Genomic DNA, 14,043 nt, shown 5'->3' on the forward strand with positions numbered 1-14,043 from the left:
GGCGGCTTCGCCTTACCGGGCCTACAGGTGCTCAAACGTAGGCCGGGTAAGGCGAAGCCGCCACCCGGCTACTTATCAGCGCCGACGCTGCCAGAGCCACAATCCCGCAATCGCCGCCGCGAAGAGTCCACCAAATCCGACGCCAATCGCCACCACCGGTACCCCCACTTTCACCGCCAGCGAATAGAGTCCCAGCATTAACAGCATTGCCAGGTTTTCACCGAGGTTTTGTACCGCAATGGCATTCCCCGCCCCGACGGTCTGCTTGCCGCGCTCCTGGAGTAACGCATTCAACGGCACCACGAAGAAACCGCCCAGAATGCCAATCAGGATCAGCAGGGCATAAGCGGGCAGCAACGCATGCTGAAGCGAGAAAATAAGCACCACGACGCCAATCAGGATCCCCGCCGGCATGCAGCGTGCTACCGTTTCGAGCGTTACCAGCTTCGCTGCAGCGCCTGCGCCAGCCACGATGCCGATCGCTACCATCGCATTAAGATAGGTCGGCGTCGCATTGTCAGTAATTCCCAGCGCCACCGGTACCCACAGGACCAGCAGGAAGCGCAGCGTGACGCCCGCCCCCCAGAACATACTGGTTCCCATCAGGGAGAAACGCGTTTCCCCGTTACGCCACAGCACGCGGCACGCGTTGAAGAAACTGCCAGTCATCGGTTTGAAGCGCCAGGATTGCCCCGGGCGAGCGACCGGCAGCTTCGGAATAAACAGGTTAGCCACGACCGCCCCGCCATACACCGCCGCGCATACGCCCAAAGCCGCCAGGACATGCCAGTCGGCCAGTACGCCTCCTGCGACGGAGCCGAGCAGGATAGCGGCAATGGTTGACGACTCCATCAGACCGTTGGCTTTGACCAGCTTATCGCCCGTGGTCAGCTCGCCAAGAATGCCATACTTCGCCGGAGAGTAGGCAGCAGCGCCGATGCCCACAAGCGTATAGCCAATAAACGGATTGAAGCCAAAGCAAATGCTGGCGGCACCCAGCAGCTTGAGACCGTTGGCAAACATCATCACCCGGCCCTTCGGGAAACTGTCCGCCACCTGCCCCACAAACGGGGCAAAGATAATGTAAGCGCCCACAAACACCATCTGCAGGATCGGCTGACTCCAGTCGGGGTAAAACTCGGCTTTCAGCAGGGCCAGCGTGGCGAACAACAGCGCGTTATCGCCGAACGCAGAGAGAAACTGCGCGGCAATGACCGCCATCATGCCTTTTGAACGCAGTGAGGTGTTAGTGTGTACTGACTCACGCATTTTGCTGTTCCGCCTCTTCAACCATGCCTTTCAGGGTCACGAAATCGGGTTTCCCACTACCCAGCACCGGAAGCTGCTTCAGGTAGCGAATATCGCGCGGCACCGCCAGCTCGGGAATGCCATGCTCACGCGCATAGCTCAGTAGCCTGTCGCGCTTAAGCTCGCCGTCGGTGGTAAACAGCACCAGCGCCTCGCCTTTGCTGGCATCACTCTTCACCACCGTCGCATGCATTTTATCGGCGGAGACAGCCGTCGCCAGTTGTTCGACCATTTCCAGAGAGACCATTTCACCGGCGATTTTGGCGAAGCGTTTTGCGCGTCCCTGAATCTGCACAAAGCCTTGCTCATCGAAACGCACGATATCACCGGTGTCATACCAGCCGGTTTCAACCTCGCCGTTGACGTTTTCCGCCGTCGGCGCTTCCAGCTGGCCTGGGTTTTCTACGCGCAGGTAACCGTTCATCACGTTTGGCCCTTTCAGCTGCAGGCGGCCACCCTCCTCAATGCCCGGCACGGCCAGCAGACGCGCATCCATCCCCGGCAGAATTCGGCCCACCGTACCCGGTTTCGCCGCCATGGGTACGTTGATGGAGACCACGGGCGCGCACTCGGTAACGCCATAGCCCTCAAGAATGCGCAGGCCAAACTTGTCCTGCCAGATCTGACGCGTGCTCTCCTGCAGCTTTTCCGCACCGGCCACCACATAGCGCACGCGGAAGAAATCATACGGATTGGCGAAACGGGCATAGTTACCCAGGAAGGTTGAGGTCCCGAACAGGACGGTGCAGTTACGGTCATACACCAGCTCCGGCACAATGCGGTAATGCAGCGGGCTGGGATAGAGGAACACTTCCGCACCGGTCAGCAGCGGCGTAAAAAGTCCCACCGTCAGGCCAAAGGAGTGGAACAGCGGCAGCGCCGACATAAAGCGGTCACTGGCAGTAAAGTCGGCAATGCTTTTGATCTGCTCAACGTTCGCCAGAATACTCTTGTGGCTGTGAACAACGCCTTTCGGGTTGCCCTCCGAACCCGACGTGAAGAGGATAATCGCATCATCTTCCGGCTGCTGTTTGACCTGCGCCAGACGCGGCATCAGCAGGTGTGCAAAAATCCACAGCTTGTCGCCTGTGGTCACGTCCGCTTTCAGATCTTCCAGAAAGACCCAGCGCACCTGGGTCAGCTGTTCTGGCAGATGCCAGAGCTTGCCTTTGTCCAGGAACTGTCGGGAGGTAAAGACGGTATTTATCTGAGCGGCGGTAATGGCGCTGGTCAGCCCTTTCACCCCCGCCGTGTAGTTCATCATCGCCGGTATACGTCCACGGGAAACCGCGCCAAAAATCACCGCCGCGCTGATGCCCGCGTTTGGCAGCATCAGGCCGATCTTTTCGCCCTTCTTGCTGTACTTCTCCAGAATGCGGCCCACAAACAGCGTTTTGGTCAGCAGCTTGCGATAGGTATCCGGGGTAAAGTTGATGTCTTCGATGCAGTTTTTCTTTGCGCCATAGCGGTACTGCGCGGAAAGCAGGGATTCGTACAGCGTTTCGCACGGGCGCACGGCCATGCGCGCTTCCATCATAATCTGGTGCAGCATTTCCCCGGCGATTTTACGGCGATCGCGGGCACGCGGCGCGTCGGGCATCGGGAGCGACGTTGGCGGCAGAATATGCAGAGTGATTTTGGGGAACAGACGCTGCTTCACCAGCCCCTTCAGGCGGCTGAAGTGGGTCAACTCTGCACCTTCGATACGCAGCGGCACCACGGTCGCTTTTGACTTCGCCGCGACAAAACCCGCGCCGTCGTAGATTTTCATCAGCGAACCGGTCACTGAAATGCGCCCTTCCGGGAAAATAACCACCGGACGCCCCTGCTCTACCAGACGTACCAGATGTTTAATCATCATCGGCTTTGTCGGGTCGAGCGGCACAAAATCAATCAGCGGGGTGAGCCAGCGCATGTACCACTGTTGGCTGATGGAGGTGTACACCGCAAACACCGGCCGCACGGGCAGAAATAGCGCCAGCAGAATGCCGTCTATGAAGGAAACATGATTGGGTGTGATGAGAACGCGCTCGCCGCGAAGCACCTGGGCGTCGCCAGTGACGCGGATGCGAAAAAGAATACGGAACAGTGTACGGAAAAACCCAAATAGCATCTCAACTCCCTTTGCCAGACAGTGTGGTGGGGTGACGGTAAATGGTGGCAGATTACACGAGAAGTGATACAGGAGCGACAGCAAAAGTGGGGGCGAAAAAAAACCTGCGCATCCGCGCAGGTTGGTGCAAGTGATGAGTACGAAACCGTACTAAGAATTCTCACCAATCAATACCTCTGGGATCTTGATTGTGGCTGTTGACCCTGCGCTTCGCCAGCAGGAAAACGCAAGGGAATGAGCCGAAATGCAACCAGGTGTGAATATTCTCTGTTGCTGTTACAGGTTGAACTGTCAGGCAAAAAAAAACCTGCGTAAGAACGCAGGCTGGTGTAAGTCGTGTTAATCAACCGGGGTTGATTCCACCTATCAATACCTCTGGGACCTCAACTCTACCAACCTCTTTTACGTCATCGCCACCGGCCAATCGCAACAGCCTGAGGCAAAGTGTAACTAAAGGTTCAGATTGACATTCTTCTGACATGACCAGGCGTGTAACGATTACACTATCAGGGTGGGTCTGCGTCACGTTTGTGGCGCGAGGGAACCGGCTTCCCTTGAATGCGCGTCACTTTTCCGCAACACTATTTAGTGTGTAAACGCTTACCCCAAATAAGAAGGTTATAAATGGCGACAATAAAGGATGTGGCTCGTCTGGCAGGTGTGTCGGTAGCCACCGTCTCCCGCGTGATTAATGATTCACCCAAAGCCAGTGACGCATCACGCCAGGCGGTACAAAGCGCCATGGAAACCCTGAATTACCATCCAAATGCCAACGCCCGCGCGCTCGCCCAGCAGTCAACGGATACCATTGGGCTGGTGGTGGGCGACGTTTCCGACCCCTTTTTCGGGGCCATGGTTAAAGCGGTTGAACAGGTCTCTTATCAGACGGGTAATTTTTTACTGATCGGCAATGGCTATCACAATGAACAAAAAGAACGCCAGGCTATTGAGCAGCTGATCCGGCACCGCTGCGCGGCGCTGGTTGTTCACGCCAAAATGCTCCCGGATGCCGAACTGATTCACCTGATGAAGCAGATGCCCGGAATGGTGATCATCAACCGTATTATCCCCGGCTTTGAAAAACGCTGTGTGGCCCTCGATGACCGCTACGGCGCCTGGCTTGCAACTCGTCATCTGATTCAACAGGGTCACACCCGGATTGGCTATCTCTGTTCCAATCACCCTATTTCTGATGCGGAAGACCGCCTGCAGGGCTACTACGACGCCCTGCGCGAAAACGGTCTGCCGTGTAATGACCGTCTGGTGGCCTACGGAGAGCCGGATGAGAGCGGCGGCGAACAGGCCATGACGGAGCTGCTGGGTCGTGGACGAAATTTCACCGCGGTTGCCAGCTATAACGATTCGATGGCCGCCGGGGCAATGGGTGTCATGAATGACAACGGGATTGAGGTGCCGACGGAAATCTCACTGATTGGCTTTGACGATGTCCTGGTCTCCCGGTACGTGCGCCCGCGCCTGACCACCGTCCGTTACCCAATCATCACGATGGCCACCCAGGCCGCAGAGCTGGCGCTGGCGCTGGCCGAGCAACGCCAGCCGCCGGAGATTACCCATCTCTTCAGCCCAACGTTAGTGCGCCGTCACTCCGTTGCAGCGCCTGCTGACGCGCAGAGCGAATAACGATACAGGTGTACCGTTTTATCCGGATACTCCAGCCCATCGCCAATATACTGCCAGCCGTAACGTTCATAGAAGTCGCGGCAGGCAGACCAGAGATGGAGTTCCTCGTACCCGGCCCGTGCGGCGAAGCGAATAACGTGCTGCTGTAACTTTCCTGCCAGCCCCTTGCCGCGCGCCGCGTCGTCAACGTAGAGCGCCGCCAGCCACGGAAAAAGATCCTGACGGGTAATCAAATCGCAGCGCCAGAGCCCCACCGTGCCGAGAAGCCGTTCATCTTCTACGGCGATAAAGGTCAGCGGCAGGGCATCCGGCGTCTGGCTGTGCGCAACGATGCTGTGGAAAAATTCCCGCGAAAGCCCCTCGCCAAAGGCCTGCCATAGCCAGTCGGTAACCTGCTCCGCATAGTGCGGTGCCTCGTAAAGCGGGAGGATGACGGTCTTTTTCACGTTTCACCTGCGTTTTTAATGAATATGCTGGCCTGACGCCTCCAGCCCGGCTTGGCGAGTATTTTACCAGAGTCAGACTATTTAGTTTTACTTCTGGCAGGCCAGGCGAATCGTGACCAAAAAGCGTGATCGTGGCAGAAGTTTTGCGCTTCCCGCATCGCTTATACGCTGTCAGGTCTGTGTTAAACTGCAGACCATTACGTGGAAGCAGGAATGTAGAATGGCAACAATGCTGGATGTCTCACTGCGCGCGGGCGTGTCGAAGGCTACCGTCTCGCGCGTGCTGAACGGCACAGGTCAGGTTAAAGAGAGTACGCGTCAGCAGGTCTTTGCTGCGATGGAAGAGCTGGGCTACCGCCCAAACTTTCTCGCGCGTTCGCTGGCTAACCAGACCAGCAACAGCATTGGTCTGGTCGTCTCTACCTTCGACGGCTTTTACTTTGGTCGTCTTTTGCAGCAGGCGTCGCGGCAGACCGAAACCCACGGGAAACAACTGATCGTCACCGACGGTCACGACGCGCCAGAGCAGGAAGAACAGGCGGTGCAGATGCTGGCCGACCGCCAGTGCGATGCCATCGTGCTTTACACGCGCTATATGAGCGAAAAGGCGATCATCAAGCTGATTAATACCGTGCAAACGCCTCTGGTGGTCATCAACCGTGAAGTCAGCCAGGCACCGGAGCGCTGCGTATTCTTCGAACAGCAGGATGCCGCGTTTAAGGCGGTGGATTACCTGATCAATCAGGGCCACCGGGAGATCGCCTGCATTACCGTCCCGATCCACACCCCCACGGGTAAAGCGCGGCTAATGGGCTACCGTAAGGCGCTGGAAAAGCACGGCATTCGTCTGGACGAGCGTCGAATAAAGTACGGTGATGCGGGAATGACGCGGGGCTATGAGCTGTGTAAGGAGCTGATTGCTGAAGGGGTATCGTTCAGCGCGCTGTTTGCCTGTAACGATGATATGGCGCTGGGCGCGTCCAAAGCGCTGCATCAGGCAGGGCTTAAGATCCCGCAGGATATCTCCCTGTTCGGCTTTGACGATGCCCCAAGCGCGAAGTGGCTGGAGCCTGCGCTCTCATCGGTTTATCTTCCGATAGATAACATGATCGTCACGGCTATCGATCAGGCGATCCGGCTGGCGAAGAACCAGACGGTCGATGCGATCCCGCCGTTTACCGGCACGCTGGTATTACGCGATTCGGTCACAACGGGGCCGTACTTTCATCAAACGAGTTCCAGCGCCAGCAGTTCCTGAATGGTCTGACGACGACGGATCAGCCGCGCCTTGCCGTTATCAAACAGCACTTCCGGCAGCAGCGGACGGCTGTTGTAGTTCGAGGACATAGACGCCCCGTACGCGCCGGTATCGTGCAGCACCAGGTAATCGCCAGGCGCTACCTCCGGCAGCGCACGGGTTTCCACTTTGCCGCCTTCCTGCTGGGTAAATACGTCACCGGATTCACACAGCGGGCCTGCGACCACCGTCTCGCGGCGCGGCGCGTGCGTTAAATCGCGGCCATCGGCGGCAAGGGCGGTAATGTGATGGTAGCTGCCGTACATGGACGGACGCATCAGGTCGTTAAAGCCCGCGTCAATCAGCACGAAGTGGCGGGAGCCCATCTCTTTGACGCTGCGCACCTGCGCCACCAGCACGCCGGCTTCGGCCACCAGGAAACGACCCGGTTCAATTTCCAGCTTCACGGCATGACCAAGATGCGCGGCGATTTGATCGCGCGCGGCGCTCCACAGGCCGTAATAGTGATCGGTATCGATCGCCTCTTCCCCTTCGCGATAAGGAATGGAAAGACCGCCACCGGCAGAGATCGCCTCCAGGTCCTGGCCGAAGTCGACAACCTGGCGCACCATTGCCCCGCACACCTGCTCCAGGTGCCCGTAATCGACGCCGGAGCCAATATGCATATGAATGCCAACCAGCTTCATGTTGTAGCGCTGCAGCACCTCCAGGGCGGCAGGCATATCGGCGTACCAGATCCCGTGCTTGCTGTTTTCGCCCCCGGTGTTGGTTTTTTGGCTGTGCCCATGACCGAAGCCCGGGTTCACCCGCAGCCAGACGCGATGACCAGGCGAAACCTGCCCAAGCTGCTCCAGCATATCCACAGAACCGGCATTCACCGGCACCTGCAGTTCATGCACGCGCGCAAGCGTGGCGTCGTCGATCACATCCGCGGTAAAGACGATCGCATCAGGATCGGTTTTCGGATCGAACCCGGCCGCCAGCGCACGCTCGATTTCACCCAGCGACACGGAGTCAACCTTCGCGCCCTGCTCGCGCATCAGGCGCAGAATGTGAATATTGGAGCAGGCCTTCTGGGCAAAACGCACCACGTCAAACTGATGCAGGGCGGCGATCTTCTCGCGAACGATCTGCGCGTCATAGACCCATACCGGGCAGCCAAACTCGGCGGGCAGGCGCAGCAGGTTTTCAGCGTTCAAATCGGTATCCGTCTGGTTGAGCGGGCGTGGCATGGTCTTCTCCGGGTCAATTCTTTTTTTATGATTACGCCACAGCGGAAGCCGAATAAAAAATATCGTTTTATCGCGAGTCTATGCAAAAATGATATGGACAGTTCTTTGCTTTCAGGTGCCCTATGCCCGCCGTCAATTTACGCCACATCGAGATTTTTCACGCCGTGATGACCGCCGGCAATCTCACCGAAGCCGCACAGATGCTGCATACCTCCCAGCCGACGGTCAGCCGCGAGCTGGCGCGCTTCGAGAAAGTGCTGGGGCTGAAGCTGTTCGAACGCGCCCGGGGAAGGCTTCACCCGACGGTGCAGGGGTTGCGCCTGTTTGAGGAAGTGCAGCGCTCATGGTACGGGCTGGACAGAATCGTCAGCGCGGCGGAAAGCCTGCGCGAGTTTCGTCAGGGCGAGCTGTCGATTGTCTGCCTGCCTGTCTTCTCTCAGTCCTTCTTACCGACGCTGCTCCAGCCTTTTCTGGCCCGCTATCCCGAGGTCAATCTCACCATCGTGCCGCAGGAGTCGCCTCTGCTTGAAGAGTGGCTGTCGGCACAGCGGCACGATCTCGGGTTAACCGAGACCTTCTCGACACCCGCAGGCACGGCGCGCACGGAACTGCTCGCGCTGGATGAAGTGTGCGTTCTGCCCGCCGGGCATCGGCTTGCCCACAAAGCGGTGCTGACGCCCGCGGATTTTCACGGTGAGAACTACATTAGCCTGTCGCAAACCGACAGCTACCGGCAGCTGCTGGATACGCTTTTTGCTGAGCATCAGGTGAAGCGGCGGATGGTGGTAGAAACGCACAGCGCGGCCTCAATATGCGCGATGGTTCGTGCGGGCGTCGGCGTCGCGGTCGTCAATCCACTTACGGCGCTGGACTATGCCGGGAGCGGGATCGTCATCCGCCGTTTTAGCGTTTCCGTCCCGTTCACCGTAAGCCTTATCCGCCCGTTGCACCGTCCGGCTTCCGCGCTGGTGGACGCATTCACCGAACACTTAGTTGAGCATGCGCGTCAGGCGGCGCTTCGCTTGCCTGACCTGCAAAACCCGTTATGACAGCATAAATTCCACGGCATCTGCCGCGTGAATAGCCGCGGTATCAAACACCGGGATGGGGCTTCGTTCGGCCGGCACCAGTAAACCGATCTCCGTGCAGCCGAAAATCACCCCTTCAGCCCCCTGCTGCGCCAGTTTCTCTATTACGCTCACGTAATACGCGCGGGAGGTTTCGCTGAAAGTTCCGAGGCAGAGCTCGTCGAAGATAATCTGATTGATGCGCGCCCGATCCTCCTCATCCGGGATCAGGCTTTCTATCCCAAACTCGCTGTGCAAGCGCCCGCGATAGAAATCCTGCTCCATGGTGTAACGTGTGCCCAGCAAGGCCACGCGCGACATTCCCGAGGCGCGAATTGCGCGTCCGGTGGCATCCGCGATGTGCAGGAACGGCAGCGAACAGCGCGCTTCAATGTGCGAGGCCACTTTGTGCATCGTGTTGGTACACAGCAGAATGCCCTGCGCCCCCGCACGCTCCAGCCCCAGCGCGGCATCGGCCAGGATCTCTCCCGCTTTATCCCATTCACCGCTCGACTGACAGGCTTCGATTTCATGAAAATCAACGCTGTGCAGCAGCAGGCTCGCGGAGTGCAGGCCGCCCAGACGCTGCTTTACGCCTTCGTTAATCAGGCGGTAATAAGGGATAGTCGATTCCCAGCTCATCCCACCTAACAGGCCAATCGTTTTCATCATCCCTCCTTCTCTGTTTAAGCCAGTGAAGCAAACTTGTGATCCTGTTTCCAGATCTTTGTTGCGTCGTTTTCTTTTTAAGCTGGCCCATATAAATTAAATAAAACACCGTTTTATTATAAAGGGCAAAACCATGTTTATGTTCCACAAAGAGACCGCGTCTGAAGATCTGGGGAACGGCGTTACGCGCCGCGTACTGGCCCACGGCGGCAGGATGATGGCGGTTGAAGTGCATTTTGAGCAGGGTGCAATTGGCCCACTGCATAACCACCCGCACGAACAGTTAACCTATGTTCTATCCGGCGAGTTTGAATTTACGATTGGTGAAGAGAAGCATGTCGTGACGGCGGGAGATACGCTCTACAAAAAACCACATGTTATGCACGGCTGCCTCTGCCTCAGGGCCGGCACGCTGCTGGACACCTTTACGCCTGTCCGCGAGGATTTCCTGAAATAAAAAAGGCGCTGTTTCAGCGCCTTTCCTGTATGCAGAATTTATTCCGTTACCGGCTCTGGCAATGGGTTTCGGCTGAGCATGGCCTCACGCAGTAACACGCTGCCGCAGGCAAACAGAGCGCCAAGGATCGCTGCCAGAATGACAATCATCCCTTTGCCCGGGCCGTCTTTTTTCACCGGCATCGATGGCGAAAGCTGATACCTGAATGGCTCAAGCTTAACGTCTGCAAAGGAGAGTTTTTTCAGCTGCGCCAGGTAATATTCCCGGTTCTGGAAATCCGCGTTCAGCTCCGTCACGTCCTTGAGATTTTTTTCAATCTTTAGCTTTTGCGCGATACCGTCAGCCCCGAGCGCAACGGAGTAATCCGGATCGTCTTTTACCGCCTGTCCGTTGCTGTACACGGGCTTCTTAATGCCCGCGGCATTCGCCACTTCCAGCGAATAATTCAGCCGCTGCAGGTTGGTGTTGTGCACATTGGTCAGACGAACGCGGTCGAGCGCCAGCTGCTGTTCTACCTCGTTCGTTTTGAGGGCGATCTGATTGCGGATATTTTGCACCGTCTCTTTCTCAACAATTGCCGAGATATAGTCGATATACCCCTCCAGGACGGATTGGGCATCGGCTGCGGTCGGCGCGGTGAAGCTCAATGTCCAGGAGACGAAAGGCGATTTATCCGCGTCTTTTCCCTGAACATCATTCACCGCTTTCATTCTGTCTGCGATATTAACAACCGCACGGTGCAGTTCAAGCGGGTCCACTTCCGTATTCTTAAGCTGCGCCATCACGTAAGGGGAAGAGGTCATATACTCTTCGAGCAATGACTGTGACTGGAATTTTTTAATAAACAGGTCAAAGACTTCCTGACGGGTGACCGGCACCTTCACGTCAAGAACCTGCAGCGCAACCATCATCTGGCGCAGCGGGTTCCACTGTGTCTGTTCCGCCGGAGTGATCACCGCTTTACTGGTCCATTTTTGCGGCAGTAGAAGCGCAATTGCCAGACCTGCCAGCGCGAAAACAAAGATAATGGTGGCAATACGTTTTTTCGCGGTAATCAGAACATCTAACAGACCCAGAAGATCGATCTCTTTTGAACTGACTGCTGGGGGGGCATATGAGGGAAAATCGAGGTCCGTTTTTTTCTTGATATCCATTGCTGACATAACCGTTCTTCTGTTTCGGGTGCAGTAAATTCCTGCCGGATGAGTTCAGTTGCCCGATAATACAAGAAACTAAGAATAATCTGAATGCGAGAATGGACTATCTGAGAGATTGCTATCAAAGTTGGTAGTTATTAAGCATCACGCTAACAAAACGCCGGGTGGCGCTGCGCTTACCCGGCATTACCCCTTACACGCCGATATTTCGCAGTTTCTCCCCGCTCATCAGCTTGCGTTCAATATGCTCCAGCGTCACGCCTTTGGTTTCTGGAATTAGCCAGAATGTGACGCCAATAAATGCCACGTTCAGCACCGTGTAGAGCCAGAAGGTTCCCGCCGCGCCAATCGCATCCAGCAGCGTCAGGAAGGTCGCGCCGATGATCATGTTCGATACCCAGTTGGTGGTGGTGGAACAGGTGATACCAAAATCGCGACATTTCAGCGGCTGAATTTCAGAGCACAGGATCCACACCACCGGCGCGGCGCTCATCGCGTAGCCAGCGATGCACATCATGGTCATGCCCACGGAGAGCCATGAGAGGCCACTGGACGCCGTGCCGTTATCAAACTGCATCAGGCAGTAGCCGAGGATCAGCGTACCGAGCGCCATCACGCTGAAGCCAATTTTCAGCGCTGGCTTACGTCCGGCTTTATCGACGGTGAACACCGCAATAAAGGTGGCGAACATAAAGGTGAGCCCCACCACCAGCGTGGCGATCATCTGCTGTTCGGTGGTGGTAAAACCGGCCATTTTGAAGATGCGCGGCGCGTAGTACATGATGATGTTCATCCCGGTGAACTGCTGCATCGCCTGGAGCAACATGCCAAGAAATACCGCGCGGCGCACGTTGCGGTTAGCCTTGAACAATGACCAGCCGCCCTGCTTCAGCTTCAGGCTTTCGCGGATCTCGTTCAGCTCTTCACGCGCTTTCTCAGACGTGTCGCGCAGCATACGCAGCACCTCTTCCGCCTCCACGTGACGCCCTTTTTGCGCCAGCCAGCGCGGGCTGTTCGGCAGGAAAATCACTAATACAATCAACACAACCGCAGGCAGCGCCAGCACACCGAGCATCGCCCGCCAGTTACCGCTGTAGCTGAAGTACGTATCGGACAGGAACGCCAGCACGATGCCCAGCGTCACCATCAGCTGGTACATGCTGATCATCTTGCCGCGCACGTTCTCGCTCGCCATTTCGGAGAGATACAGCGGTGCGGTGTAGGAGGCGATCCCCACCGCCACGCCCAGCAGCACGCGGGAGAGCAGCAGCACTTCAACGTTGGTGGCAAACGCCGAACCAATGGACCCGGCAACAAACAGGACCGCCCCGACCATCAGGCTGTATTTGCGCCCGAGGCGGAACGAAAGCCAGCCGTTAAACAGCGCGCCGATGGCCGCGCCGAGCATCATGCTGCTCACCACCCACTCCTGCAGGCGGTTACTCAGCGTAAAGTGATCGGTAATAAACGGCAGCGCACCGGCGATAACGCCGATATCCAGGCCAAACAGTAAACCGGCCACGGCTGCCGCAATGGAGACAAACTGGTTCATGCGGCGGGTATCGCGCAGCGCAGCGGGCATCAGGGTAGAGTCATTTATAGATGTCATATTTTTCCTGCCTCAACAGCAAAATTCGTTAAGTGAAATTACGAGATAGCGGGGAAAAGTGTCAGGCCGGAATTCGTGAAGATATGGATTATTTCGCTATGGCATAGCGATCTGTGATGGACATTACAATTTCAACTAATGCTGGATAATCACCTTATTTTACTAATACCTTAATTTTTCAGTAATAAAAGTGTGATAGCGGTCATCTATGATTTTTCAGTATGGATTTTTCGTGTTTATCAATATGGACTTTGGAAAATTTTAAGCAAAAAAAACCTCCGCCGAAGAGCAGAGGTATTTGTCATTAGTGGGTCTATCGCGCCAGCCAGCCGCCATCAACCGCGACGGTATAACCATTGATATAGTCCGATGCAGGGGAAGCCAGGAACACAACCGGCCCCATCAGATCGCTCGGAAGCCCCCAGCGGCCAGCCGGAATACGCTCAAGGATGGCCGCACTGCGCTCTTCGTCCGCCCGCAGCTGCTGGGTATTGTTAGTGGCCATATAGCCCGGCGCAATCGCGTTGACGTTGATGTTGTGCTGCGCCCATTCGTTCGCCAGCAGGCGGGTCACGCCCATCACCGCGCTTTTTGACGCGGTGTAAGACGGCACGCGGATGCCGCCCTGGAAGGAGAGCATCGAGGCGATATTAATGATTTTGCCGCCTTTCCCCTGGGCGATGAAGTGCTTCGCCGCCGCCTGAGACATAAAGAACACGCTCTTGATGTTCAGGTTCATGACGTCGTCCCAGTCGGTCTCGCTGAAGTTAATCGCGTCTTCACGGCGGATCAGCCCCGCGTTGTTGACCAGAATGTCGATATGGCCAAACTCCGCCACGGCGCGATCCAGCAGGTCCGGAATGGCGTCGATTTTACGCAGGTCGGCGGTCAGGCTGAGAAAACGACGGCCCAGCGCGGTCACGCGTTCAATCGTTTCCGTGGGCTCAACAATGTTAATCCCGACGATGTCGCAGCCCGCTTCCGCCAGGCCTAACGCCATCCCCTGGCCCAGCCCGGTGTCACAACCGGAAACCACAGCCACTTTACCCTGCAGAGAGAATGCATCCAGAATCATGTTTGTTCCTT

General features: G+C 56.7%; 12 protein-coding genes. 4 read left to right on the plus strand and 8 right to left on the minus strand.

All coding sequences use genetic code 11. From position 1 onward, the window contains the following. Window positions 1-75: 75 nt before the first annotated feature. Window positions 76-1,269 carry a lysophospholipid transporter LplT gene (gene lplT / locus AC4ICF_RS18615; protein WP_302221231.1) on the minus strand — a complete coding sequence of 398 codons (1,194 nt, stop codon included), beginning with the start codon at window positions 1,267-1,269 and terminating at the stop codon, window positions 76-78. Then, window positions 1,262-3,421 carry a bifunctional acyl-ACP--phospholipid O-acyltransferase/long-chain-fatty-acid--ACP ligase gene (gene aas, locus AC4ICF_RS18620; protein WP_491466119.1) on the minus strand — a complete coding sequence of 720 codons (2,160 nt, stop codon included), beginning with the start codon at window positions 3,419-3,421 and terminating at the stop codon, window positions 1,262-1,264. Before aas ends, lplT begins: the two co-directional genes overlap by 8 nt. Window positions 3,422-4,045: 624 nt before the next feature. Between aas and galR the strand changes: the two genes are divergently transcribed. Then, window positions 4,046-5,062 (plus strand): HTH-type transcriptional regulator GalR, encoded by a 1,017-nt coding sequence (galR, locus tag AC4ICF_RS18625; protein WP_116341842.1) that lies wholly within the window; start codon window positions 4,046-4,048, stop codon window positions 5,060-5,062. Here the strand turns inward: galR and AC4ICF_RS18630 are convergent. Continuing rightward, the gene (locus AC4ICF_RS18630) at window positions 5,023-5,508 is read right to left on the minus strand and encodes a GNAT family N-acetyltransferase (RefSeq protein ID WP_163329623.1); all 486 of its coding nucleotides are present in this window, start codon (window positions 5,506-5,508) and stop codon (window positions 5,023-5,025) included. The two genes, galR and AC4ICF_RS18630, sit on opposite strands and share 40 nt — an antisense overlap. A gap of 220 nt (window positions 5,509-5,728) precedes the next feature. Between AC4ICF_RS18630 and AC4ICF_RS18635 the strand changes: the two genes are divergently transcribed. Beyond that, a complete protein-coding gene (locus AC4ICF_RS18635; RefSeq protein WP_316380102.1) occupies window positions 5,729-6,766 on the plus strand; it encodes a LacI family DNA-binding transcriptional regulator in 1,038 nt (345 codons plus the stop codon). On the opposite strand, the gene lysA is transcribed toward AC4ICF_RS18635, so the two are convergent. Further along, window positions 6,736-7,998 (minus strand): diaminopimelate decarboxylase, encoded by a 1,263-nt coding sequence (lysA, locus tag AC4ICF_RS18640; protein WP_166712268.1) that lies wholly within the window; start codon window positions 7,996-7,998, stop codon window positions 6,736-6,738. The genes AC4ICF_RS18635 and lysA overlap by 31 nt on opposite strands. A 122-nt stretch (window positions 7,999-8,120) precedes the next feature. Here lysA and AC4ICF_RS18645 point away from each other — a divergent pair, with 122 nt between their 5' ends. Beyond that, on the plus strand, window positions 8,121-9,047 hold the full coding sequence (locus tag AC4ICF_RS18645) for a LysR family transcriptional regulator (protein ID WP_116341848.1): 927 nt from the start codon (window positions 8,121-8,123) through the stop codon (window positions 9,045-9,047). Here the strand turns inward: AC4ICF_RS18645 and AC4ICF_RS18650 are convergent. Next, complete coding sequence (locus AC4ICF_RS18650) at window positions 9,042-9,734, minus strand: aspartate/glutamate racemase (RefSeq protein WP_116341851.1); 693 nt, start codon at window positions 9,732-9,734, stop codon at window positions 9,042-9,044. The two genes, AC4ICF_RS18645 and AC4ICF_RS18650, sit on opposite strands and share 6 nt — an antisense overlap. Before the next feature lie 133 nt (window positions 9,735-9,867). Here AC4ICF_RS18650 and AC4ICF_RS18655 point away from each other — a divergent pair, with 133 nt between their 5' ends. Next, window positions 9,868-10,191 carry a cupin domain-containing protein gene (locus AC4ICF_RS18655; protein ID WP_163329624.1) on the plus strand — a complete coding sequence of 108 codons (324 nt, stop codon included), beginning with the start codon at window positions 9,868-9,870 and terminating at the stop codon, window positions 10,189-10,191. 38 nt (window positions 10,192-10,229) lie between these two features. On the opposite strand, the gene wzz(fepE) is transcribed toward AC4ICF_RS18655, so the two are convergent. The 3 genes from wzz(fepE) to kduD form a co-directional block, all read right to left on the minus strand. Then, a complete protein-coding gene (gene wzz(fepE), locus AC4ICF_RS18660) occupies window positions 10,230-11,354 on the minus strand; it encodes an LPS O-antigen length regulator Wzz(fepE) (protein WP_166712270.1) in 1,125 nt (374 codons plus the stop codon). 187 nt (window positions 11,355-11,541) lie between these two features. Next, entirely contained in the window at window positions 11,542-12,957 is a 1,416-nt protein-coding gene (gene araE / locus AC4ICF_RS18665) for an arabinose-proton symporter AraE (protein WP_028014298.1), read from the minus strand. Window positions 12,958-13,270: 313 nt separating this feature from the next. Then, window positions 13,271-14,032 carry a 2-dehydro-3-deoxy-D-gluconate 5-dehydrogenase KduD gene (gene kduD, locus AC4ICF_RS18670; protein WP_116341857.1) on the minus strand — a complete coding sequence of 254 codons (762 nt, stop codon included), beginning with the start codon at window positions 14,030-14,032 and terminating at the stop codon, window positions 13,271-13,273. Window positions 14,033-14,043 lie beyond the last annotated feature (11 nt).

This window comes from Enterobacter sp. ECC_219_Taxon_10 (assembly GCF_058354905.1).